Source organism: Actinokineospora enzanensis DSM 44649, assembly GCF_000374445.1.
Classification (GTDB): domain Bacteria; phylum Actinomycetota; class Actinomycetes; order Mycobacteriales; family Pseudonocardiaceae; genus Actinokineospora; species Actinokineospora enzanensis.
In genome coordinates, this window is record NZ_KB894427.1 from 109,811 (window position 1) to 132,449 (window position 22,639).

Annotated in this window: 17 protein-coding genes, 1 tRNA gene and 1 pseudogene; 13 read left to right on the forward strand and 6 right to left on the reverse strand. The window is 72.0% G+C overall.

The annotated features are described in order from the left end of the window. The first annotated feature begins 165 nt into the window (after positions 1 to 165). Together C503_RS0125580 and C503_RS40825 are read left to right on the forward strand one after the other, a co-directional pair. Positions 166 to 1,296 carry a glycoside hydrolase family 19 protein gene (locus tag C503_RS0125580; RefSeq protein WP_018685077.1) on the forward strand — a complete coding sequence of 377 codons (1,131 nt, stop codon included), beginning with the start codon at positions 166 to 168 and terminating at the stop codon, positions 1,294 to 1,296. Between the two features lie 209 nt (positions 1,297 to 1,505). After that, a complete protein-coding gene (locus C503_RS40825; protein WP_245572584.1) occupies positions 1,506 to 3,608 on the forward strand; it encodes a diguanylate cyclase in 2,103 nt (700 codons plus the stop codon). Positions 3,609 to 3,647: 39 nt separating this feature from the next. Here the strand turns inward: C503_RS40825 and C503_RS47405 are convergent, their stop codons facing one another. Next, positions 3,648 to 3,866 carry a hypothetical protein gene (locus tag C503_RS47405; protein WP_156893472.1) on the reverse strand — a complete coding sequence of 73 codons (219 nt, stop codon included), beginning with the start codon at positions 3,864 to 3,866 and terminating at the stop codon, positions 3,648 to 3,650. A 190-nt stretch (positions 3,867 to 4,056) separates the two neighbouring features. On the opposite strand from C503_RS47405, the gene C503_RS0125595 reads away from it, so the two are divergent. The 4 genes from C503_RS0125595 to C503_RS0125610 all read left to right on the forward strand — a co-directional run bounded on the left by C503_RS0125595 (position 4,057) and on the right by C503_RS0125610 (position 9,102). Then, positions 4,057 to 5,460 carry a DUF2637 domain-containing protein gene (locus C503_RS0125595; RefSeq protein ID WP_026316697.1) on the forward strand — a complete coding sequence of 468 codons (1,404 nt, stop codon included), beginning with the start codon at positions 4,057 to 4,059 and terminating at the stop codon, positions 5,458 to 5,460. A gap of 505 nt (positions 5,461 to 5,965) precedes the next feature. Continuing rightward, on the forward strand, positions 5,966 to 6,754 hold the full coding sequence (locus C503_RS0125600; protein ID WP_018685080.1) for a TetR/AcrR family transcriptional regulator: 789 nt from the start codon (positions 5,966 to 5,968) through the stop codon (positions 6,752 to 6,754). A 323-nt stretch (positions 6,755 to 7,077) separates the two neighbouring features. Further along, complete coding sequence (locus tag C503_RS0125605) at positions 7,078 to 8,034, forward strand: LLM class F420-dependent oxidoreductase (RefSeq protein ID WP_018685081.1); 957 nt, start codon at positions 7,078 to 7,080, stop codon at positions 8,032 to 8,034. A gap of 138 nt (positions 8,035 to 8,172) precedes the next feature. Then, positions 8,173 to 9,102 (forward strand): LLM class F420-dependent oxidoreductase, encoded by a 930-nt coding sequence (locus tag C503_RS0125610; protein ID WP_018685082.1) that lies wholly within the window; start codon positions 8,173 to 8,175, stop codon positions 9,100 to 9,102. On the opposite strand, the gene C503_RS0125615 is transcribed toward C503_RS0125610, so the two are convergent. Next, a complete protein-coding gene (locus C503_RS0125615) occupies positions 9,077 to 9,805 on the reverse strand; it encodes a TetR/AcrR family transcriptional regulator (RefSeq protein ID WP_156893473.1) in 729 nt (242 codons plus the stop codon). The genes C503_RS0125610 and C503_RS0125615 overlap by 26 nt on opposite strands. Positions 9,806 to 9,912: 107 nt before the next feature. Here C503_RS0125615 and C503_RS0125620 point away from each other — a divergent pair, with 107 nt between their 5' ends. Next, a complete protein-coding gene (locus tag C503_RS0125620; protein WP_033401057.1) occupies positions 9,913 to 11,364 on the forward strand; it encodes an MFS transporter in 1,452 nt (483 codons plus the stop codon). A gap of 58 nt (positions 11,365 to 11,422) precedes the next feature. Here the strand turns inward: C503_RS0125620 and C503_RS0125625 are convergent, their stop codons facing one another. After that, positions 11,423 to 12,136: a maleylpyruvate isomerase family mycothiol-dependent enzyme gene (locus C503_RS0125625; RefSeq protein WP_018685085.1), complete on the reverse strand. Its 714-nt coding sequence runs from the start codon at positions 12,134 to 12,136 to the stop codon at positions 11,423 to 11,425. Between the two features lie 169 nt (positions 12,137 to 12,305). Continuing rightward, complete coding sequence (locus C503_RS0125630; RefSeq protein ID WP_018685086.1) at positions 12,306 to 12,815, reverse strand: hypothetical protein; 510 nt, start codon at positions 12,813 to 12,815, stop codon at positions 12,306 to 12,308. A 261-nt stretch (positions 12,816 to 13,076) separates the two neighbouring features. Between C503_RS0125630 and C503_RS0125635 the strand changes: the two genes are divergently transcribed. Beyond that, entirely contained in the window at positions 13,077 to 13,553 is a 477-nt protein-coding gene (locus C503_RS0125635) for a DUF6328 family protein (RefSeq protein WP_018685087.1), read from the forward strand. 2 nt (positions 13,554 to 13,555) lie between these two features. On the opposite strand, the gene C503_RS0125640 is transcribed toward C503_RS0125635, so the two are convergent. After that, positions 13,556 to 15,745: an XRE family transcriptional regulator gene (locus C503_RS0125640; RefSeq protein WP_018685088.1), complete on the reverse strand. Its 2,190-nt coding sequence runs from the start codon at positions 15,743 to 15,745 to the stop codon at positions 13,556 to 13,558. 410 nt (positions 15,746 to 16,155) lie between these two features. Here C503_RS0125640 and C503_RS0125645 point away from each other — a divergent pair, with 410 nt between their 5' ends. After that, the gene (locus C503_RS0125645) at positions 16,156 to 17,112 is read left to right on the forward strand and encodes a hypothetical protein (protein ID WP_018685089.1); all 957 of its coding nucleotides are present in this window, start codon (positions 16,156 to 16,158) and stop codon (positions 17,110 to 17,112) included. Positions 17,113 to 17,117: 5 nt separating this feature from the next. Here the strand turns inward: C503_RS0125645 and C503_RS0125650 are convergent, their stop codons facing one another. Beyond that, positions 17,118 to 19,688 carry a tetratricopeptide repeat protein gene (locus C503_RS0125650; protein ID WP_018685090.1) on the reverse strand — a complete coding sequence of 857 codons (2,571 nt, stop codon included), beginning with the start codon at positions 19,686 to 19,688 and terminating at the stop codon, positions 17,118 to 17,120. 336 nt (positions 19,689 to 20,024) lie between these two features. Between C503_RS0125650 and C503_RS0125655 the strand changes: the two genes are divergently transcribed. From C503_RS0125655 to C503_RS42740, 4 genes and pseudogenes are all read left to right on the forward strand, one after another. Further along, positions 20,025 to 20,681 (forward strand): response regulator, encoded by a 657-nt coding sequence (locus tag C503_RS0125655; RefSeq protein WP_018685091.1) that lies wholly within the window; start codon positions 20,025 to 20,027, stop codon positions 20,679 to 20,681. Positions 20,682 to 20,691: 10 nt separating this feature from the next. After that, positions 20,692 to 21,774 (forward strand): sensor histidine kinase, encoded by a 1,083-nt coding sequence (locus C503_RS0125660; protein ID WP_018685092.1) that lies wholly within the window; start codon positions 20,692 to 20,694, stop codon positions 21,772 to 21,774. Between the two features lie 68 nt (positions 21,775 to 21,842). After that, a tRNA-Pro gene (locus C503_RS0125665) sits at positions 21,843 to 21,916 on the forward strand. A gap of 172 nt (positions 21,917 to 22,088) precedes the next feature. Next, positions 22,089 to 22,639 (forward strand): annotated as a pseudogene (locus tag C503_RS42740) (transposase family protein); the annotation flags it as partial.

The following is a 22,639-nucleotide window of genomic DNA, read 5'->3' on the forward strand; positions in this document are numbered from 1 at the left end:
ATCTAGAGATCTCCGGACAGCCGGGCGAGTGGTCTAGACCTTGACGGGAACTGGCCTGATCGGCTTAGGTGAATTTCGGTCCAATCCTGCCTGTCCCCGGCGGGAATGGGCCATGACCCTGCGGCCGGTCTGGTCCCGGACCGGCACCCTGTGAGGAGTGATCGCGTGTCGAGGAACCGAATCGTCGCGGTGGTGGCCGCGGTGGCGGCGGCGGGCGGGCTGGCGTTGATCCTGCCGTCCGTGTCCGCGCAGGCGGCGGCCGACTGTGCCACGCCGTGGAGCAGCAGTACCGTCTACACCGGTGGAAAGTCCGCGTCCTACACCGGACACAACTGGACCGCCAAGTGGTGGACCCAGGGCGAGACGCCCGGACAGGCACAGGTCTGGACCGACTCGGGCGCCTGCGGTGGCGGCGGTGGCACCCCGCCGACGACCACCACGACCAAGCCGACCACGCAGCCGCCCGGCACCTGCAGCTACCCGGACTGGGTGCAGGGCCGCGACTACAAGACCGGCGACATCGTCCGTTACGTCGACAACAACTACTACATCGCCGAGCACGACAACCCTGGCTACAGCCCGGTCGTGAGCACCTGGTACTGGGACCCCTACACCAGCTGCGGCACTCCCCCGTCGACGACGACCACCCCGCCCACCTCGCAACCGCCCAACACCAGCGGTTTCGTCGTGTCCGAGGCGCAGTTCAACCAGATGTTCCCCAGCCGGAACACCTTCTACACCTACAAGGGCCTCACCGACGCGCTGGCCGCCTACCCCGGGTTCGCCAACACCGGCACGGAGACCACGAAGCGCCAGGAGGCCGCGGCGTTCCTGGCGAACGTCAACCACGAGACCGGCGGGTTGGTCTACATCAAGGAGACCAACACCGCCAACTACCCGCACTACTGCGACGCCAGCCAGTCCTACGGCTGCCCGGCGGGCCAGGCCGCGTACTACGGGCGCGGTCCGATCCAGCTGAGCTGGAACTTCAACTACAAGGCCGCCGGTGACGCGCTCGGCATCGACCTGCTGCGCAACCCGTTCCTGGTCGAGCAGGACCCGGCCGTGGCCTGGAAGACCGCACTCTGGTACTGGAACACCCAGAAGGGCCCCGGCACGATGACCCCGCACGAGGCCATCGTCAACGGCCGCGGCTTCGGCGAGACCATCCGCAGCATCAACGGCGCGCTGGAGTGCAACGGCGGCAACCCCGCCCAGGTGCAGAGCCGGATCAACGCCTACCAGAAGTTCACCCAGCTGCTCGGCGTCGTCCCCGGGGACAACCTGAGCTGCTGACCCAGGGTTCGGCCCGGGTCGTCGAGAAGCGCCGTTCCGACGACCCGGGCCGTTCTTATTTCAACGAACCGTCATCGCAAGGTCATGTCCCGGGTCGGATTCCCGCTGTGCCACTCTGTCCGGGTGGTCGACATCGCCGCATCCGCCCGTTCTTCCCGCGCCCGAGGCGAATATCCGGCCCGGGTACCGGTGCGCGCGGGGGCTGCCCGGTGACCGCCGGTCCGGGGCGGATGTGGGTCCTGTACCTGGTCGTCGGCGCCGCGGCCGTGGTCGCCTACTACCTGGCCCCGGTCACCGCGGGCGGGTTCCCGCTGCGCGTGGTGCTGTACTGCCTGGTGAGCACGTCCGCGGCGGTCGCGGTCTGCTACGGCGTGCTGCGCAACCGGCCGCGCCCCCGGCTGCCGTGGGTGATGATCGCGGCCGGTCAGCTCGTCTACGCGCTCGCCGACGGCTACTTCTACATCTCGCACTACGCCTTCGGCCTCACCGCCTACCCGTCCCCGGCCGACCTGTTCTACCTCGGGCACTACCCGCTCGCCGTGGTCGGCATCGTGCTGCTGATCCGCCGCCGCACCCCCGGCCGCGACCTCGCCGGGCTGCTGGACGCGGCGACGCTCGCGGTGGTGGCGGCGATGATGTCCTGGGTCTACGTGATCGGCCCGCAGACCCGGCTGGAGATCCCGCTGCTGGTCAAGCTGGCCTCGCTGGGCTACCCGGTGATGGACCTGGCGCTGCTGACCGTCGCGCTCGGGCTGGTGCTCGGCTCCGGCTCCCGGCCCCGGGCGTTCTTCCTGTTCATCGGCTGGCTCGCGGCGATCATGACCGCGGACACGATCTACGTGCTGCAACAGCTGGCGGGCACCTACCAGGCGGGCAACTTCCTGGACGCCATCTGGCTGGCGGGCAACCTGGCACTGGGCGCGAGCGCGCTGCACCCCACCATGCGGCTGCTGGCCGAGCCGTCCCCGGTGCCGGACGCGCCGCTGAACCCGGTGCGCATCGCCGGGCTGTCGGCAGCCGCGCTGGTGGCGCCGGGCGTGCTGCTGGTGGAGTGGGCGGACGGCTCGGTCCGCGACGTGCCGGTGGTGGCCGGGGCGTGCGCGCTGCTGTTCGCGCTGACCATCACCCGGCTCGCCGGACTGGTGTCCGACCAGCGCAGGCTGGCCATCACCGACGCGCTGACCGGCCTGCACACCCGCCGGTTCTTCGCCGCGCAGCTGCCGCTGGAGATCGCCCGCGCGAAACGCTCCGGCGGCACGGTTGCGGTGCTGATCGCCGATGTCGACCACTTCAAGACGATCAACGACCGGCACGGCCACCCGGCGGGCGACCAGGTGCTGGTGGAGATCGCGGTGCGGCTGCGCGCGGCGGTGCGCGCGGGCGAGGTACTGGCCCGCTACGGCGGCGAGGAGTTCGCGCTGATCATCCCGAACGCGGACGCGGAGACCCTGCCGGTGATCGCGGGCAGGCTGCGCGCGCGGGTGGCTGGCACGCCGATCGTGGTCGGGCCGCGGCGCACCATCCCGGTGACGATCTCCATCGGCACCGCCGTCTACCCGGACCACGACGACGATCCGGGCCAGCTGGTGTCGATCGCGGACCGGGCGCTCTACGCGGCCAAGGCCGCGGGCCGGGACCGGGTCGTGGTCGGCCATGTCCGCGCCCCGGACGCGCCGTCCGGGCTGGAGTACCTGTTCCTGGTGGCCGACCGGGTGGACGGGCTGTCCGCGAACCCGGACCACGGCCGCGCGGTGGCGGGCTGGGCGCGACTGCTGGCCGACGAGTCCGGCGCGGACGCGGCGACCGCGCGCACCGCCGAGCTGGCCGGGCGGCTGCACCACATCGGCCGGATCGTGCTGCCGCGCGCGGTGCTGACCACACCGGACCGGCTCGGCCCGGCGGAGTGGGAGCTGGTGCGCGCGCTGCCCGAGCACGGCGCGCGGATGGTGTCCGTCGTGCCGGGACACGCCGACGTGGCCGAGGTGGTCCGGCGGCAGCAGGAGCGCTGGGACGGCACCGGATACCCGGAAGGTCTACAAGGGGAGATGATCCATCCGGCCGCACGGGTGCTCGCGGTGTGCGTGGCGTGGGTGGCCATGCGGTCGGACCGGCCGTACCGGGCGGCACTGTCGGAAGCGGAGGCGCGCGCGGAGATCCGCCGCGGCCGGGGGACCCAGTTCGATCCCGGACTGGCCGATCTCTTCCTGGTCCTGCGCGAGCGCGGCATCGCCCGCGCGTCCACCGAGACCACCGAGACTGCCGCGACCGGCACAGCGCTCGACTCCGTCGAGCCGGTCGAGCGGTCCTCTTAGGACTCCGCGGGCGCCGGTAGCGCACCGCGGATCGGACCTCTACCGCCGTTCGGGCACGATCCCGTCGAGAACCCGCCACCCGGCCCGACCGACACCCCGGTCGGTGACCGAACGCAGCCGAGGCGTGATCACGATCACGCGAGCGGCCGGATGCCGTATTTGTCCGCACCCCGCGCGCGGGTCGCTGACCACCGCGAACAGGTCCACAGTGGACCCGCAAACCGGGCCGGACCGGGCCGTCGATAACAACGCGGCCACGACTGGGTGAAGATCGTCGATCTGCCGTCGCGCGAAGGCACCCCCGGGTGGACGTCCGCCCGGCCCGTCCGACAGAGTGCACACACTCAGTCGTCATACCCGATCCCCATATCGCCTCGACACCCGATCCGCACATCTCGACGAAGGCGAACCGCGTTCATCCGCAACCGGCCGGAGGAGGACCGCGCAGGTGAGTCCGAAGATCGACATAGACCCCGAGCACGCCGTGGCGCTGGCCGAGCGCTTCTCCCTGGCCGACAAGATCCGCTACGCCTGCCGGCACGTCGAGCCGCCGACCACCCTCGGGGTCAAGCAGTGGCTGGCCGCCTACGGGGTCACCATCACCCGCGCCTACGCCACCGGCATCATCAACACCTGGCGCGGCGAGAACCGGATCGGCGACACCGGGGACCTGGTGGCGATGAGCCCCGAGCTGCTGGCCGAGCTGGACGCGCTGCGCTCGCACGAGCCCGCCGACCCGGTCCCCGCGGACGAGAACCCGACGCTGGTCGACCTCAAGCCGGTCACCGACGTCGACCTGTCGACCAGCACCGAGCCGACCGGCCCGGCCGCGGTCGCGACCCCCGATATCCCCAGTGGCGCCAGCCCCGACCCCGACTCGGACACCGTGGACACCGACAGAACCGACACGCTCGACCAGGCGGCCGCCGCGACCGCCACGGCGACCATGAGCAACCCGGCCCGCCTGACCGTCACCGACGCCGTCGACACCGACGACACTGTGCCCGCCGCGCCTGCCGAGACCGCCGTCGAGCAGGCCGCGGACCCGACCGCCGACGTGCGGCCGGTGGCGACCGAGGCGCAGGCGGCATCCGTCACCGTGACGACTCCGGCCGCGGACACCGCTCCGGACCCGGCGCCCGCCGAGGCCACCCCCGAACCCGCGCAGCCGACCGCGTCCAACGCGATCGTGGTGGCCGGGCAGGCGCCCGCCGTGCAGCCGGTCGACTACGTCGAGGCGCGCGCCGAGCGGGTGCAGTCGCCGCTGGTGGAACCCGCCGCGCCGCTGACCACGCAGGTGCCGACGGTGCTGTCCTGGTCGGCGAACATGGCCTGGATCGTGGTGCTGGTCGCGGCCATGGGCATCTCCTGGTGGTCGCTGTTCGAGTACGCCCGCGCGTTCAGCATCCCGACGCCGCTGGCCGCCGTCGTGTCGCTGGTGTTCGACGCGTCCGCGCTGATCGTGGCCGGGCTGGCGCACCGCTACGCGCTCTCGCCGTACTCCGGCGCGGGCCCGCGCTTCGCCCTGCTCGCGCTGCTGGCGGGCAGCGTGTACCTGAACTGGGAGCACGCGGCGGGCAAGGGCTACGGCATCGAGGCGTCGATCATGTTCGCGGCCCCGGCCGCGGTCGGCATCCTGCTGTTCGAGCTGCACATCGGCTGGCACTCGCGCAGCGAGCGGCGGGCCCGCGGCCGGGTGGCCCGGTCCCTGCCGGTGATCGGCGCCTGGGGCTGGTTCCTGCACCCGTTGCAGAGCGTGACGACGCTGTGGCAGGTCACCCACGCGCGCGGCCGGTCGGTCCGCGAGGCGGAGCTGGAGAGCATCGAGCAGGTCCGGGTGCACGGGCACTAGTGGCCCGAGCCGGAACGTCGGCGGTGTCCGACCTCCCGGCTCGGGTCACCGACCCGACCTCGACGCGGCGAGGACCCGGCGGACACCCCGGACAGGGGCGTCCGTTCCGCGAACAACCCACCCGGTGGATCGGGGTGGTCGGGGGCCGGACCCCACCGCCGTGGGCGTATGCCGTACGTGCTCCGGTACGGTAGAGGCCTGGGGGCGGGAGAGGAGCACCATGGACCTGGCGCGGTCGGCACCGGTCCGACGATCGGACCCGGCGGTTCGTCCGTCCACTTCGGACGATCCGGGCCCGGCGCGGCGCCCGGCTCCCGGGAGCCGCGGGCGGCGGAATCCCACTCCCCGGTCGACCGGGAGCGCTCCCACCGGCCGCCTCGCGGCGCCGACAGTCCACACGCGAACGACCGCACCGATCACCGTCGGTGATCCGGACCGGACCGCAATGGTCCGGGCCGGCGAGTCTGCGACCACACCCGACCGGACCAGTTAGGATCGGGCCACCATGGCAAAGGACGCGACGAAGGACCACACCGGCGGCGGCGACCCCAAGCGCAGCCTGATGCTGCTGTGGCGCAGACAGAACCAGACACCGGTGCGCAACGGCAGACGCGACCTCAGCGTCGACCGGATCGTGCTCGCGGCGATCGAGGTGGCCGACGGGGAGGGGCTCGGCGCGCTGTCGATGCGCCGGGTCGCCGACAAGCTCAACGTCGGCACCATGTCGCTGTACACGTACGTGCCCGGCAAGGCCGAGCTGATCGACCTGATGCTGGACACGGTGTACGCCGAGACGGCCCGCCCGGAGCCTGCCGAGGACGGCTGGCGGGAGCGGCTGGCGCGGGTAGCGCGGGAGAACTGGGCGCTCTACCACCGGCACCCGTGGATGCTCGGGGTCGGCGTGAGCAGGCCGCCGCTCGGCCCCAACGTGATGGCCAAGTACGACTACGAGCTGGGCACGGTGGCGGGCATCGGGCTCAGCGAGGTCGAGATGGACACCGTGCTGAACCTGGTCATCGGGCACGCGGAGACCTCCGCGCGGCGGGCGCTGGAGACCGGCGCGACCGAGGGCGCCACCGGCATCAGCGACGAGCAGTGGTGGCAGGCGCGCGGCCCGGTGCTGAGCACGCTGATGGACCCGGGCAGCTACCCGCTGGCCGCGTCGGTGAGCGCGGCGGTCACCGAGGCGGCGGGCGGGGCGCCGGATCCGGCGCGCACCTTCGAGTTCGGCCTGGCCCGCATCCTGGACGGGGTGGCGGCACTGATCGCGTCCCGGCGCGGACAACCGGCCTGACCGTCCCTCGCGGGACCGTCGTCGGCCCGGTGTAGGTCCTTTGTGGTCGAACCCGGTCCGACCGAGGTGGACGGTCCCGGTCGGACACGCGGCCGTCCGCCGGGGCGCCCGGTCCGTGGTCGAGGTGACGCTGCGCGGGGACCGCCACTAGTGCCTCGCCCCAGGACGTTGACCACGTCTCGACCTGCCCACGCCGAGCCTGGCGGCGTTGCCGAAACGACCAAGTACATCCAGTACGAGGCCGTCCCGGCGTCTTGCCAGACACGACGTGGACAGGCCGATACGCGGCCAACGTCCTGGGGCGAGGCACTAGCCTGCACCTGGTGAGCACCGACTCAGCCGCCCCCAGCCTGCGGATCTTCACCGAGCCGCAGCAGGGCGCCAGCTACGACGACCTCCTGACCGTGGCCCGGCACGCCGAGGCCACCGGTTACGACGCGTTCTTCCGCTCCGACCACTACCTGCACATGGGCTCGGCGACCGGCCTGCCCGGTCCCACCGACGCCTGGATCACCCTGGCCGGTCTGGCCCGCGAGACCAGCCGGATCCGGCTGGGCACCCTGATGACCGCCGCCACCTTCCGCCACCCCGGCCCGCTCGCCATCACCGTCGCCCAGGTCGACCGGATGTCCGGCGGCCGCGTCGAGTTCGGCCTTGGCACCGGCTGGTACGCCGAGGAGCACACCGCCTACGGCATCCCCTTCCCCGGCCTGGGCGAACGCTTCGACCGGTTCGCCGAGCAGCTGGAGGTGATCACCGGCCTGTGGTCGACCCCGGAGGGCGAGGAGTTCTCCTTCGATGGCGAGCACTACACCATCACCGCCTCCCCGGCCCGCCCGAAACCGGCCCAACGACCCGGCCCGCCGATCCTGATCGGCGGCGGCGGCCCGAAGCGCACCCCGGCCCTGGCGGCCCGCTTCGCCACCGAGTTCAACCTCCCGTTCGTCGACCTCGACACCGCCACCGAACGCCTGGCCCGGGTCGACGCCGCCTGCGCGGAGATCGGCCGCGACCCCGCCGAGATCATCCGCTCGGTGGCCCTGGTCGCCTGCGTCGGCCGTGACGACGCCGAGGTCTCCCGCCGCGCCGGGCGCATCGGGCGTCAGGTGGACGAGCTGCGCGCCAACGGGCTCACCGGCACGCCCGCGGAGATCGTGGACCGCATCGGGGTCTGGCGCGAGCGCACCGGGATCACCCGGCTGTACCTGCAGATCCTGGACCTGGCCGACCTGGACCACCTGGACCTGATCGCCGAACAGGTCGCCCCCCAACTCGGTTGAGCCGCGGTCGGGCCGGACAGAGCGGTCCGGCCCGCCGCGGATCGTCGTAGCGCGTATGGACAACCCCGGCCTTTACTCGGATGACGCTGCCGCGTCAGGATCCCTAGTGGTGCGACCCGCACCACTAGCCTGCACAACGTGCGCACCGACCCCACCCCACAGCTACGGATCTTCACCGCCCCACAGCAAGGCGCCACCTACGACGACCTCCGCGCCATCGCCAAGCACGCCGAGGACACCGGCTACGACGGGTTCTTCTGTTCCGACCACTACCGCCACATCGGCGACACCGACGGCCTCCCCGGCCCCACCGACGCCTGGACCACCCTGGCGGGGCTGGCCCGGGACACCACCCGCATCACCCTCGGCACCCTGATGACCGCCGCCACCTTCCGCCACCCCGGCCCGCTCGCCATCACCGTCGCCCAGGTCGACCGGATGTCCGGCGGCCGGGTGGAGCTGGGTCTCGGCGCGGGCTGGTACGCCGAGGAGCACACCGCCTACGGCATCCCCTTCCCCGATCTCCGGGAACGCTTCGACCGGTTCGCCGAGCAGCTCGAAGTGATCACCGGTCTCTGGGACGCCCCCGGCGCGTTCTCCTTCCACGGCAAGCACTACACGCTCACCGACGCCCCCGCCCTGCCCAAGCCGACCAGGAGGCCGCCGGTCATCATCGGTGGCGGCGGCGCCAAGCGCACCCCGGCGTTGGCGGCGCGGTTCGCCAACGAGTTCAACCTGCCCTACCTGGAACAACCGGCTGCCATCGAACGGCTCCACCGCGTCGACGCCGCCTGCGAGGCAATCGGCCGCGATCCCGCCGAGATCACCCGCTCGATCGCCCTGACCACCTGTGTGGGCCGCACCGAAGCCGAGCTGACCCGAAGGGCGGACCGGATCGGCCGGAGCCTCGAAGATCTCCGGGCGACCGGCCTGGCGGGCACCCCCGCCGAGGTCGTCGACCGACTGGGCACCTGGCAGGAGGTCGGCATCACCCGCGTCTACCTGGAGATACTCGACCTCGACGACCGGGACCACCTCGACCTCATCGCCGATCGGGTGCGTCCCTAGGGATCCGCGACGCCAGGCCCTCGACGATCATGTCGAGGCCGAAGGCGAAACGTTCCGCCTTGTCGCCCGCGGACAGGTCCGGGCCGAGTTCGACGGTCATCGGGAACTGCTCCGCGGGCAGGCTGGCGAAGTAGTCGCCGACCTTCTCGTAGTACTCCGCGCGGTCGCGGCCCTGGCGTTCCAGGTCGGCGCTGATCGTGTCCTCCACCGCGTTGGCCGACACGAACAACGCGAGCACGTCCACCGACCACGCCACCGCCTGGCGCGGGACACCCGCGGCGTAGAGCAGCGCGAGGGTGAACTCCGAGATCCGCATCGAGTTCGGGCCGAGCGGGACGCGGGCCAGCGCGGTGTGGGCGATGTCGCCGTTGCGCGAGAGCGCGTGGTAGACGTCGGTCCACAGCGCGACGATCTGCTCCCGCCACCGGGCCGGGTCCGGTTCCGGGATCGGGATGTCGCCCGCGATCTCGTCGAACACCAGGTCCATCAGCTCGTCCTTGTTGGCCACGTGCGCGTACAGCGACGCCGGGCCGGTCCCCAGTTCGGCGGCCACCCGCCGCATGGTCACGCCGTCGACGCCCTCGGCGCGCAGCATGCGCAGGGCGGCGGCGACGATCACCTCGCGGCTGAGGCTGCGGCGGGGGGCGCGGGTCTTGCGCGGGGTCCACCAGGGCGGCTCGGGTCGGTCCTCGGCGGTGGTCACCAGCACAGGGTAGTTGACACGAACGCCGTTCGCCAGTAGACAGTGTTCGTCAACGAACGCTGTTCGTTCCGGACCGGTGTTCGATTTTCGATCGAGGGGTGGACGAGATGACCACGATGGAAGCCGCGCGGGGGGACACCGCGCCCGCCGACCAGCCGTACCGATGGCGCTGGCTGGTGCTGGTGGCGGTGCTGACCGCGGAGATCATGGACCTGCTGGACGCCACCGTCGTCGGCATCGCCGCGCCGTCGATCCAGGAGCACCTCGGCGGCGGCAGCACGTTGATCCAGTGGGTCGCCGCGGGCTACACGCTCGCCTTCGCGGTCGGTCTCATCACCGGCGGCAGGCTGGGTGACCTGCTCGGACGCCGCCGGATGTTCCTCATCGGGCTGATCGGGTTCATCACCGCGTCCACGCTGTGCGGGGCGGCGCTCTCGCCCGCGATGCTGATCACCAGCCGGGTGCTCCAGGGCCTGTTCGGCGCGGCGCTGATCCCGCAGGGCCTCGGCCTGATCCGGGCGACGTTCCCGCCGAAGGAGCTGGGCGCGGCGTTCGGCGCGTTCGGCCCGGCCATGGGCCTGTCCACGGTCGGCGGCCCGATCCTGGCGGGCGCGCTGATCGGCTGGGACCCGGGCGGCGCGGGCTGGCGCACGGTGTTCCTGATCAACATCCCGATCGGCCTCGCCTGCCTGGCGCTGGCCTGGAAGACCATGCCGGAGTCGCGTTCCGCGGACGCCCCGCGCCCGGACCCGGTCGGCATGGTGCTGGTCAGCCTGGGTCTGCTGCTGTTGATCTATCCGCTGGTGCAGGGCCGCGAGCTGGGCTGGCCGGGCTGGTGCTTCGCCATGCTGATCGCCTCGGTGCCGGTGCTGGCCGCGTTCGGCGTGCACCAGGTGCGGCGCAAGCGGTCCGGCCGGGCGCCGCTGGTGGAGCCCGAGCTGTTCCGGTCGCGGGCGTTCAGCGGCGGCCTGGTGGTCGGCGTGACGTTCTTCGCCGCGATGGTCGGCCTGATGCTGACCTTCGGCCTGTACCTGCAGCTCGGCGAGGGGTTCACCGCACTGGACGCGGGCATCGCGCAGGCCCCGTGGGCGCTGGGCACGGCGATCGGCGCGGGGCTGTCCGGCGCCTGGCTCGGCCCGAAGTACGGCCGCCCGGTGCTGCAGATCGGCGCGCTGGTGATGGCCGCGGGCATGGCCGGGCTGATCCTCACCCTGCACCTGGTGACCGGGCCGCTGGGCACCTGGGACCTGGTGCCCGCGCTGCTGGTCGCCGGGCTGGGCATGGGCCTGCTGATCGCGCCGTTCTTCGACATCGTGCTGGCGGGCGTGACGCTGCCGATGGTCGGCTCGGCCTCGGGCGTGCTCAACGCGGTGCAGCAGCTGGGCGGCTCGGCAGGCGTCGCGGTGCTGGGCACGGTGTTCTTCCAGCTGTTCGAGTCGGACTCGCGGGCGGACGCGTTGCCGGTGGTGCTGTGGATCTCCGTGGGCATGATCGTGGCCACCGCGGCGCTCGGGTTCCTGCTGCCGCGGCGGGCACGGCCGGAGGAGGCCGCGGCATAGGACGGTGTGGACGGCGCGGGTGGGGGTCCGCGCCGTCCGCACCGGTCAGAACATTCGGTCAGAACGGGGTGCTCGCCAGCCACGCGTCGAGCGGGGCGCGGTCACCGACGATCTCCACCCGCTCCGGGGGCAGCCTGCGCAGCAGCACCAGGAGCAGGTCGGCGGCCGGGGCACGCAGCGCGACGGTCGCCTTCTCGTGCGCGTGCGTCCACTTCGGACCGGAAGTGATCAGCCACTCCCCCGCGTCGTCGGTGGCGTGCAGGTGCAGCGAGGTGCCGTCGGCCAGCGGGTCCTGCTGCGGTGGGCGGGCCGCCACCAGGTCCAGCCACTCGGAGACCGAGTCGGCGGCGGTGGCGGGCGCGACCTCGAACGGCACGTCCAGGGCGAGGGCCAGGTCGGCGTGGTGCACGACGGTCTCGGCCATCCGCCTGCGCAGCCACCAGGCGGCAGGCCGGTCGCCGACGAACGTCCACACCGGCGTCTCCGGGCCCACCAGGTCGACGGCCTTGTCGAGCAGGTCGGGGCCCCGGCGCAGCCACTCGACGACGGCCGCAGGGTCCTCCGGCAGCGCGGTGTCCTCGACCTGGTCGGGGTGGATGAACTCGCCGAGCTGGACGACCCTGGCGCACCAGCGGTCGCCGCGGCCGACGTGCGCGACGAGCTGCCGGACGGTCCACCCGGGACACGACGGGATCTCGACGGTGGGGTCGGCGGAGCGGAACAACTCGACCAGGTGGTGGTTCTGGGTGCGCCAGGCGGCCAGGTAATCCATGCCGCCCAGCCTAACGGCCCACCCCGACAGAACCGCCGCCCGCCATTTCCGGCCGGTTTCCGGTCATTGATTCACCGAATGGGAGATGCCGTTATCTCGTGGATATTTCGCGCGGACAACGGATCGGGGCAAATCCGGTAAACGGTAATCACCGCGTGGTGGCTCACAGTCAGCGCCTGCGCAGGTCGGCCAGCACACGCTCCAGGTACTCCTCCAGCGGCGCGGTGCGGTTGCCGTCCAGCTCGACCTCGACCGGGGCCGGGTAGGGCTCCCAGGCGGTGATCAGGGCGCGGACCACCGTGCCGTCCGCGCGCAGGGCGGCGCTGTCACCGCGCGCGACCGGCGCGCAGACCGGGCGGACCGTGGTCTGGGCCATGCTGATGACCACGCCCCGGCCGAGGCTCCAGCCGCGCACCTCGCCCGGCTCCACCACCACCCGGTGCCGGACCTTGGCCCCCTCGGTGGTCTCCCGGTGCTCGCCGCGGGACAGCTTCTCGGCGCGCTCGATCGGCAGCGGCGCGGGCAGCAGCCCCTCGGCGAACGCGGCCGCCGGGAAGTCCCGCACGGCCTGCTCGACCAGGGCGACCACCTCGGGGCCGACCAGCTTGCGCCGCTCGGCGTCGCGGGCGAGCCACCGGGTCCAGGCGGGCGGGTCGAGCAACGTGCTCAGGTCGATCACGGGCGAGATCGTACGGCCGGCACGGATCCGACGACGCTGTGACCTTCATCGGACCCGACCGTCTGGTGACCCTGCGACACCCGTTCGCTGCGCCGCGTGAGCGCTCCCGGTCGCGGACACCGCTCGTCGACATTGCCGCCGGGCCCTCCGCATGGGTGACGACGGGTCCGGACACTCCCGTTGTCCACTGTGCACGAATTGCGGCGATGGACGCCGACCGACAATTCGCGTGGCCCGCCAACGCCGGGAATGATCGGTCATATGGCCGATGACATCCCGGTAGCCCAGGACGAGACGCCCGGTCAGCGGCTGAACCGGAACCTGGGCGAGCTGCTGCAGGAGTTGCGCGTGGCGCAGGCGGGCGTGCAGATCCTGTTCGGCTTCCTGCTGTCGATCACCTTCACGGAGGTCTACGCGCACGGCACCGACACGTTCGAACGCGTGACGCACCTGGTGGCGGTCGGGTTCGCGGTGGCGTCGGTCGGCCTGCTGACCGCGCCCGCCGCCTGGCACCGGCTGCTGTTCCGGCGCGGCAAACGCGCCGAGATCATGCGGCTGGCGACCAGGTCCACCATCGCGGGCCTGATCTGCCTGTGCCTGGCGGTGATCTCGTCGGTGCTCCTGCTGGCCGAGATGGTGATCGGCGGCTGGGTGGCCTTCGTGGTCGCGGGCGGCTGCGGCCTCCTGTTCGGACTGCTGTGGTTCGCGGTGCCGCTGCGGCTGCGCGCGGACGTCTGATCTCAGGCCTCGGCGGGAAACAGCTCCCGGGCCAACGCCACCCGAGCCCATGCCTCCCCCAGGACCACCGGGTTCAACGTCACCCCTTCCGCGTCCGACAACGACCACAGCTCCACCGCTGCCCGATGCTCCCCCCGCCCGGCAGCCGTGTTCCCCAACCCGACCAACGCCCGAGCCCGCTCGTAGGGCACGCTCGCCAACGCCGCCAGATCCGCGGCCTCCGTGTAATACCGCCGAGCGTCCTCCCACTCCCCCGCCCGAAAGCTCACCCAGGCAAGACAGTTAAGGCACATCACCGACTCCACCGGCAACTGTGCGCCCTCCTGCGCGGCCCGCGCGTATTCGCGTGCCTCCCCGAACCGGTCCAACGCGGTCAGCGCAAGCGCGATCCCCCGCTGCGCGATCACCGCGTTCCGCACCCGCCCGGCCCGCTGGTACACCCCCAACACCACAGTCAGCTCCTGCGCGGTGACCTCCGGTTGCCCCTGATAAAGCCGCACCCACGCAAGACTCGAACGAGCATCCACCTCACCCCGATGATCCCCCGCGGCCGCATAGGCGACCCGGGCACGGGAATGACAGTCGGCGGCGTCGGCCAGATGCCCGAGTTCGACATGCGCCATGCCCAGGCTGTTCCAGATCATCCCGACGGCCGCGGCGTCCTCAATGGAATCCGCGGTGGCCAAGGCGGTCTGGTAAGTGGCGATATAGGGCTCGAAAAGCTTGTCCCGGAAGAAGAACGCGCGAAGCACGAACGCGAGCTGCCAACAGCGCGCATCACCGGCGGCCAGTTCGGTGATGCCGACCAGGGTGGGCCACCGAGCGCGCAGCCAGGCCAACGCGCCCTCGGCATCCCCGAACGGAACGCTGTGCGGCGCCGGGGTGTTCATGGGGGGCCGGAAACGGTACGGCTCCAACAACTCGTCGGCGTACACGAGAGTGCCCAGCGCGTGGTCCACGAGCCTGCTCGTGGCGGCGGCGCGGGCGGCGGTGTCCAGTTCGGGCCGGGCGTAGCGGTCGGCGAAGGCGCGCACGAGATCGTGCATCTCGATGTCACCGCGGTCGTCCCGGGTGACCAGATGGGCGTCGTGCAGCCGATCGAGAGCCGAGTCGGCGCCGCCCTCGGTCACGCCCAGCAGGCTCTCGGCGGCCACCGTGGTGATCGGGGTCGGCGGGTGCAGTGCGAGGAGGCCGAGCAGGGTCCGCGCGGCGGGGACGAGTTCGCGGTAGGAGACCAGGAAGGCGGCCGCCACGCTGCGTTCGCCATCGTCGAGCGCGGACAAGGTGGTCGACTCGCGGGCCAGCCGGTCGCGCAGCCGGTCGGCGCTCCATCCGCCTGCGGCCAGGCGGGCGGCGACGATGCGCACGGCCATGGGAAGGCCGCCGCAGTGCGACAGGATGTCGGACAGGACGGTCTCGTCGGACGGCGCGCGGTCGCCCGCGACGGCACGCAACAGGGTTGCCGCCGACTCCGAGTCGACCATCCCGACCGCCAGGTGCCGGGCGTCGTCGAGCGCGGGCATCCGTTCGCGGCTGGTGACGAGGACCCGACAACCGGCGCCGTCGGGCAACAACGGGCCCACCTGCGCGGCGGACCGGGCGTTGTCCAGCACCAACAGCACCCGGCGGTCACGCAGAACGCCTCGCAGCAGCGCGGCGCGGCCGTCGAGGTCCCGGGGGACGCGGTCGCCGGGTATGTCGAGCAGCCGCAACAATCGGTTGGCGGCCTCCCCCGGTGGCAGCGCGGACCCGGCGGCGCTGTGTCCGCGCAGGTCCAGGAACAGGCAGCCGTCCGGGAACCGGGCGGCGGCACGGTTGGCGGCGCGCACGACCAGCGCCGTCTTCCCGACCCCGGCCAGGCCGCTGACCACGCAGACCCGGTCGCGGCCGCCGGTGAGCACCTCGGCCAGCTCGGCCAACTCGGTGGCGCGACCGACGAAGTGCCGGGTGTCCGCGGTCAGCCCGGACAGTCCGCGCGGCGCGGGCGCGGGCCGTTCCACCAGGGCCGCGAGCTCTCCCCCCGCGTCCAGCACCCGGTCACAGGAGCGCGCGAGCTCCGGGTTGGCGCGCAGTCGACCATTCTCGATCTTACTGAGATATCCCTTGGTGAAGTGGGTCGCGGCGGCCAGCGCGGCCAGCGACCACCCCCGCTCCTGCCGCCTGCGTCGCAATTCCGTGCCGAACTCGGACATGGGCCGATCATCCCTTCACCGCGGTCGTCTGAGCTGGTCGGACACGGCCGGTCGGCCCGGCCGGGCCACGGCCGCCCGCCGTGGCCCGGACTCCCGCCGATCAGCCGAAGATGGCGTCGAGCAGGGCGATGATGACGTGCGTGTGCATGGCTACTCCTTCCACCTTGTCCCGGGTCCCGACGCGCCGCCCGCGGCGGGGGGCCGGACTGCGAGGTCCGTCGACCGGACGTCACAATCGTCGAATCGGGACCGGGAAGAAGGAAGGAGTTTCGCGTTGAACGGTTTCCGGGAAACCCCGCAACCGGTTCCATGCTGCCGGGTTTCCCATTTCCGGAAACACCCGGAAACCCGGTCACGATAGGAGGACCATGGACGGCGGAACCGGACGCTTCGGCTCTCGGGAGTGATGGGTGGAGACACGGATCAAACAGTTGTTCGAGGAATTGAAACAGCTGCGCCGCGGCCTCGGCATACGAAACCCGGCGCTGCTCACGGTCGCGGGGCCCGCGGTGCGCCGGGCGTGCGGGGTGGTGGACGCCGACTCGTCGTGGACCGCGCGGGAGAAGATCGTGTCCACGCTGGAGCGGCTGCTGGACCGGATGCCCGAGCCGAGCGCGACGATCGGCCGGGTGGCGCTCGGGTTCACCGGACCGGACGACCTGCGCTACATGGACCGGTTGCAGACCCTGACCGGGGTCTATGACCGGGACATCCGCACGTTGCAGCGGCGCAGCGACGAGGCCATGCGGATGCTCGCCGAGCTGGCCGTCAGCGAGGGCGGCGTGCACCGGGCACTCGGGCCCGAACCGCCCTGGCACACTCGGTCGCTGCGGATCGGGGTGCTGCTGGACGGCCCGGAGGTGGAGGTCACCGAGAACCGGCGGATCACCAGCCACATCGACGGCCTGGACACCATCGAGCACTCGCTGACCATCGCGCCCACCGAGGCGGGCGATGGGCCGCTGGAGCCGGGCAGGCTGGGCATCCGCGCCATCTCCGGCGGCGACGTGCTGGAGCCGCGGCTGGTCACGGCCACCCGGGTGGCGTTCGACCTGTGCCCGCCGCGGCCGTTGGCGGCCCGGGAGGAGCACGAGTTCGAGTTCCGGGTACAGCTGCCGGAGATCTCTCCGTTCTATGTGTGCACGCCGCACTACCGGTGTGACGAGTTCACCTTGCGGGTCCGTTTCGACCGCGCGCGGCTGCCGTCGTGTGTGTGGGTGGTCGACGGGTCGTTCGCGCACGAGGCGGACGATCCGACGTTGACGCGGGAGGTGATCGTGCCGGATTCGAGCGGTGAGGTGACGCGGACGTTCGAGCATCTCGGGCCGTTTCGTTCGTACGGCCTGCTCTGGCGGCCCGCTGCCTGAGGTCATCACCGGAATCCGTGCCGTTCCGCGGGGAACGGGCCATGGCGGTGGCGGAGGACGCGTTCCGCGGCGGCCGTCAGGCGGCTGCCGCGGCGTTCGCCGATAGCGATCAGGCTTACGCCCCAGGTGAACCGGGTGAGGCCGGTGTCGGGGTGGTCGGGGCCGAGGACGGTTTCCTGGCGGGGCAACAGGTCTTCGAGCAGGTCGGCGGCCGTGCGGTGATCGCCTTGGGCGGCGGTCGCCTGGGCGGTCCAGTGCTGGGCGCGTAACGCCAGTGGGTGGTTCTGGGCGAACTTGGCCGCGATACGGGCATTCGCGGCGGCGAGGAGGTGCGCCGCTTCGGTATGGTGGCGGTCGAGGTTCAGTGCGATGGCTTGCAGGACAAGGGTTTTCGAGGTCAGAGGGTGGTCGGGGCCGTGGTGGGCGGTCGAGTCGGCGGTGGCCTGCTCGGCCGTGATGATCGCGCGGTGGAGGTGCGGGTTGGGTCGTCGATCCGTCCAGGGGACGGTGAGGTCGGCCTCGATGAGCACGGCGGTCGCCTCGCGGGTCAGGTGGTGTCGGTGAAGACCGGTGTCGGTCAGCACCGCGACCACCCGGTCCGCCAGTCGGCGGGCGGTGTCGAGTCGGCCCGCGGCCAGGTCCAGCCTGGCCCGCTCCACGGCGACCTGGGGCCACAGCGGGCTGGTCGGACTGCTCGATGTCCATAGTGGAGTGATGAGGTCGCGGGCGGCGTGGTATCGGCCGCGACGGCGTAGTGCGCGGGCGTGGTCGAGGCGGGCTTGGTCGTGGGCGGGGTCGTGGTCGATCGTCCGCTGCGGGTTCGAGTCCTGGTTGTGGGGGGCCCAAGGATGCCAGGGGGGTGTGTGGTCGTGGGCGTGGAAGAGCCGGTTCGCCGCCGGGTAGTCGCCGCGTGCGTCGTAGGCGGTGGCGGCGAGGAAGCGGGCGTGGCAGGCGGTGTGCGTGTCGCCGTGGTCGATCAAGGGCAGGGCGCGGCGGAGGACATCGTCGAGGACGCCCGTGGTCAGGGCCAGTCGCGCGGCGGTGAGCTGATCGTCGGGCGACCAGTCCCCTGCTGCGGTGAACACCGCGTGGGCGGCGGGCAGGTCGCCTCGGGCGCGGCGAGCCGAGCCGACTCGGCGCCGCAGGGCGAGACGGCGATCCTGTGGTACGGCTGGATTCCCGGCGATCGCGAGGACGTGCGCGTCGTCGCGTACGACGGTGCCCGCGCGCAGGATGACGACAGCGGCGTGGTCGGCCAGGGCGTCCGAGAGGCCCGGGTCGAGGTGGCGGCGCACGGCGGTGGCCACCAGGGTGGGCAGTCGCCAGGTCTGGCCGTGGGCGCCGTCGTCGGTGCGGTGCAGCAGGCCATGCTCGTCCAGCTCGTCGAGCGCGCGGGCCACGAGCGCGGGCGCGCGCAGGCCGAGCAGGTCCGCCACACCGGAGACGATGATCTCGCCGGTGAACGGAACGGGAGCGAGGAGCGCGGCGAACGCGAGCACGACCTGTGCGGCGTGACCGCGTGCGCGCACCACGTCGGCCAAGCCCTTGACCATGTCGAAGGCCCCTGGGACACCGATGCCCCGACCCGCGCGCAGGGCCCGCAGCGCCGGGACGACCGCCAGGGGATGTCCCTGGGAACGGGCCACGAGATCGGCGATGGCCTGCTGTTCGCAGGGATCGGGTTCGGCGCGGTCGGTCAGGAACAGCTCTTCGGCTTCCAGGATCGTCAGTCCGGGTACGGAGACCTGGGTGATCGACGAATCCGGCTCACCGGTGAAGACGATGTGCGCTGTGCGCAGATCCAACCCCTGCCGCAGGTGCGCGGGTGCGTCGTCGAGAACCCAGAGCGCCGGGGTCGTGATCCGTTCGGCGAGCGTCGCCACGGCCTGGTCGAGGTCGAGGCCGGACAGACCGAGACCGAACCACGCCCGACCGACACGACAGACCTCGGCCGCCCAGTGCGCCCGAGCCGCCTCGGGCGCGACACCCGCGAAGCTGGTCCACGCCCGGCCACCGGGGTAGGCGTCGGCGAAGAGGTAGGCGTACTGCTCGGCCAGCGCGGTCTTACCCATGCCCGCCGCGCCCGTGACCAGTACCTTTCCGTGCACGCGGAGAGCGTGGCGGAGGTCCAGGAGTTCCCGGTACCGGCCGACGAACCGGCACGGACGGCCACGGCTGTCGGTGTCCGGGTCGCCCAGGGACCCGTCGATCCCGTCCAGACGCTCGGCGACCGCGTCGGCCAGGCGCGGGCCGTCGTCACGCCAGGAAAAGGCAGGCAGTGCGGGCACGATGTGCCGGTTGTCCGGTTCGGGGTTCACGATCAGCACCCGGTCGGCCCCGGCCAGCAGCGCACGGGTGAGTTCCCACTGACACACGCTCTGCACCGGATACCGACGCGAATAGAAGGCCACCACCAACGCGGCGGAATCCAACGCGCCCGGCACGCCCGGATGAATCCGCTTGTCACGGATCACCGGGATCCCGCGCGCGGTCAACGCCTGTTCGACCACATCGACCGCGGCCTCGTCCACCCAGGTGTGGCTGAGGAACACCTGGGGGTTCTCGGCTGCGTCCATGCGTCCCTCCGGCCACCGGGTCCACTCCACCATGCCCGAGACCCCGGCGGGCCCGGAACGACAGAAGGGCGACAATGCGTCGCCACCTAGGCGCTGTCCGGCAGGTCTGGTGCGCGGGATCCGTGATCCGCGTGGTCTCTGGGCGTGCGGGCGGGAAGCCGCACGTACCGGGTTGTACTTGGGCTTTCCGCCCGTGCGGCCAGAGGCCGCACGGGCGCGGATACGGCCGCGGTGAACCATTCACCCGATCCGGCGAGCCAGGACGGGAAGTTCCTTTCCGGGTCGCGCAACGGCTGGTCAGGTCTAGGCTGGACGCGCCGTCACGAGGAGGTGGACATGGCCGAGCACGCGGTGCGGGTCGTGCTGGCCGACGACGAGCCCCTGCTCCGCCACGGCCTGCGCGTGCTGCTTGAGTCCGGTGGCCCGGTCGAGGTCGTGGCCGAGGCCGGGGACGGCGCGGCCGCGCTGGAGGCGGTGCGGCTGCACCGCCCGGACGTGCTGCTGCTGGACGTCCAGATGCCCGGCGTGGACGGCCTGGCCGCGCTGCGCCTGCTCACCACGCTGCCCTCCCCGCCCGCCGCGGCCGTCCTCACCACCTTCGACCTGGACGACTACGTGGCCCAGGCCCTGGACCTGGGCGCCCAGGGCTTCCTGCTCAAGGACGCCGAACCGGCCACCCTGGTCCGCGCCGTCCTCGACCTGGCCGCGGGCGGCGCCGTGCTCGACCCGCGGATCACCGCCCGTCTCCTCCCCCGACTGCGCACCGCGGGCGTCGGCCTGGGCCGGGGACGAGCGGTGGAGACGTTGAGCACGCGCGAGCGCCAAGTCCTGGAACTGCTCGCGGACGGCCGCCCGAACGCGGGCATCGCCGACCAACTGGGCCTGACCGAGGCGACAGTGAAGAGCTACGTGTCCACGGTGCTGACCAAGCTCGGCGTGCGCAACCGCGTCCAGGCCGCCCTCCTGCTGCACGGGGTCGCCCCGTCGTCCTGAGGAGGCCCTCGTGCCCACCCCCTCCCGAAGGGGCGCGTGCCTGGAGACCCTGGCCGTCGGCCTGCCACTCGCCGCGGTCCTGCTGTCCCACCCGACCGGCTACGACTTCGCCCGCCCGGCCGCCGTCATCGCCTGTCTCGCCCTGCCGCTGCGCCTCTGGTTCCCCCGCACGGCCCTGGTGCTCTGCCTACCGGCCCTGGCAGGCGGCCTCGGCTGGCCCCCGGCAGGCGTCGCCCTCTACCGCGTCGGCCGCACATCCCGCCGCGGCAGGCACGCCGCGGCCTGGGTGACGGTCGCGTTCCTGTCGGCGGCCCTCCCGGTCCAGTTCTCGGTCACCGACCCCCTGGCCGACCGCCTGATGAGCCTCGCGTTCACCCTCGCCCTGGCAGGCGGCCCCGCGGCCCTGGGCAACCTGGTCCGCCTCCGCCGCGAACTGACCGCCAGCCTCGCCCAACTAGACCAGGCCCGCCGCGCCGAACTCCAAGCCCGCCTTGACCGAGCCCGAGCCGACGAACGCGCCCGAATAGCCCGAGAAATCCACGACGCCGTCGGCCACAACACCACATTGATAGCGGTCCAAGCCGCCGCCCTGGCCGCCACCACCGCCGACCCGCAAGTGGCCGAAACCGCCCACCACCTCCGCGAACTCGCCAAACACTCCCTCGACGAAATGCGCGCCGCCCTGGGCCTGCTCACCACCCCCGCCGCCGAAGACCTGACCAACCTCCCCACCCTGATCACGAGGGCACGTTCGGCAGGCCTGAGCATCGAGGTCATCGGCCCCCCGATCACCACCAGCCCCTCCGTCGGCCGCGCGATCTACCGAGTAGTCCAGGAAGGCCTCACCAACGCCATCAAACACTCCCCCGGCGCCGCCGTGTCGGTAACCCTGAGCGACCACCAGGACCACATCACCGTCACAGTCCAAAACGGCCCCGCCACCCACCCCGCAGACCCAACCCCCCACGGCGGCGCAGGCCTAGTCGGCCTGACCGAACGAACCCACAACGCAGGCGGCACCTGTCAAGCCACCCCCACCCCCGACGGCGGCTTCCGTCTGGAAGCCACCCTCCCCACCCAGCCGGCCCCTTGACCCCCAGTCAAGTGCGCGCCACCCCGTGCGCTACGCTCTCCCAGCACCTCGCGAGAGCGGGATGCGGCCGGGCTGTGGCGCAGTTTGGTAGCGCACTTGACTGGGGGTCAAGGGGTCGCAGGTTCGAATCCTGTCAGCCCGACGGTCGAAGCAACGCCCCTCACCAGCGAGTTTCCGCAGGTGAGGGGCGTTCTTCATGTCCCCGATGTCGATCATGAGTTGATCCACTTCGGACGGTCTTGGGGACCATTTGGGGACCACATCACCTAAAGGTTGTCCCGTAACGTTGTCTTGGCGCTATCGATGATCTTGGTGTGGATCAGGTGATCAGGGCGGGCCGGCCGGAGTGGGTGCCGGTGTTCACGGGCTTGTCGGTGCCGGTGTTCCGCAAGCGCGTGCGGGTCGTGGCCCACCGGGGTGGCGAGCAGACCGGCACTGGCCGGCGCTGGGGCTTGCCGCTGGCGGATCGGGTCATGCTGGTGGCGGTGTACTACCGGACGAATCTGACCTTCCGGCAGGTCGCGCTGCTGTTCGGGATCTCGAAGTCCGCAGCGGGCCGCGTAGTGGATCACCTGGCGCCGCTGCCGGCGCTCGCGCCGGTTGCCCGCCGGCACAGCCCGGACACCGTGCTGATCGTGGACGGCACCCTGGTGCCCACCCACGACCGCACCATCTCCGCGTCGTCGAAGAACTACCGGTACTCGGTGAACATGCAGGTCGTCATCGACGCCGACACCCGCCTGATCGTCGCGGTCGGCGACCCCACCCCCTGGCAACCGCAACGACTGCCGCGCCTACACCGACTCGCGCGTCGACCGGCAGTGCCGGGGCGCGAACGTGATGGCCGACGGCCGCTACCAGCGCA